Genomic DNA, 213 nt, shown 5'->3' with positions numbered 1-213 from the left:
TCAGTTGCTGAATGTCGCGGACATCGCGCATCGCGTCGTCGAATTTCTCCAGGTTCGACGGCCCGGTCTTGACCGCATCGTAACCGAACATGCCGGGGCGCAATTCGACACCTTCGCCTTTTCGCACTTTGTCGGCCGCGGCGATGCCGTCTTTGACCTTCTTGACGAAGTCGGGATCCTGGGTCAGCAGCGACGGATCTTTCACGATGGCCG

1 protein-coding gene is annotated in these 213 nt (G+C 59.6%); it reads right to left on the bottom strand.

Translation table 11 applies throughout. The annotated features are described in order from the left end of the window. Positions 1–213 (bottom strand): hypothetical protein (locus tag NLM59_RS11610; protein WP_304417945.1); only part of this gene is annotated, 213 nt, incomplete at both ends.

It is taken from the genome of Profundicola chukchiensis, assembly GCF_029664245.1.
Taxonomy (GTDB): Bacteria; Bacteroidota; Bacteroidia; order Flavobacteriales; family Weeksellaceae; genus Profundicola; species Profundicola chukchiensis.
This window is presented reverse-complemented; position numbering and strand designations above follow the sequence as displayed.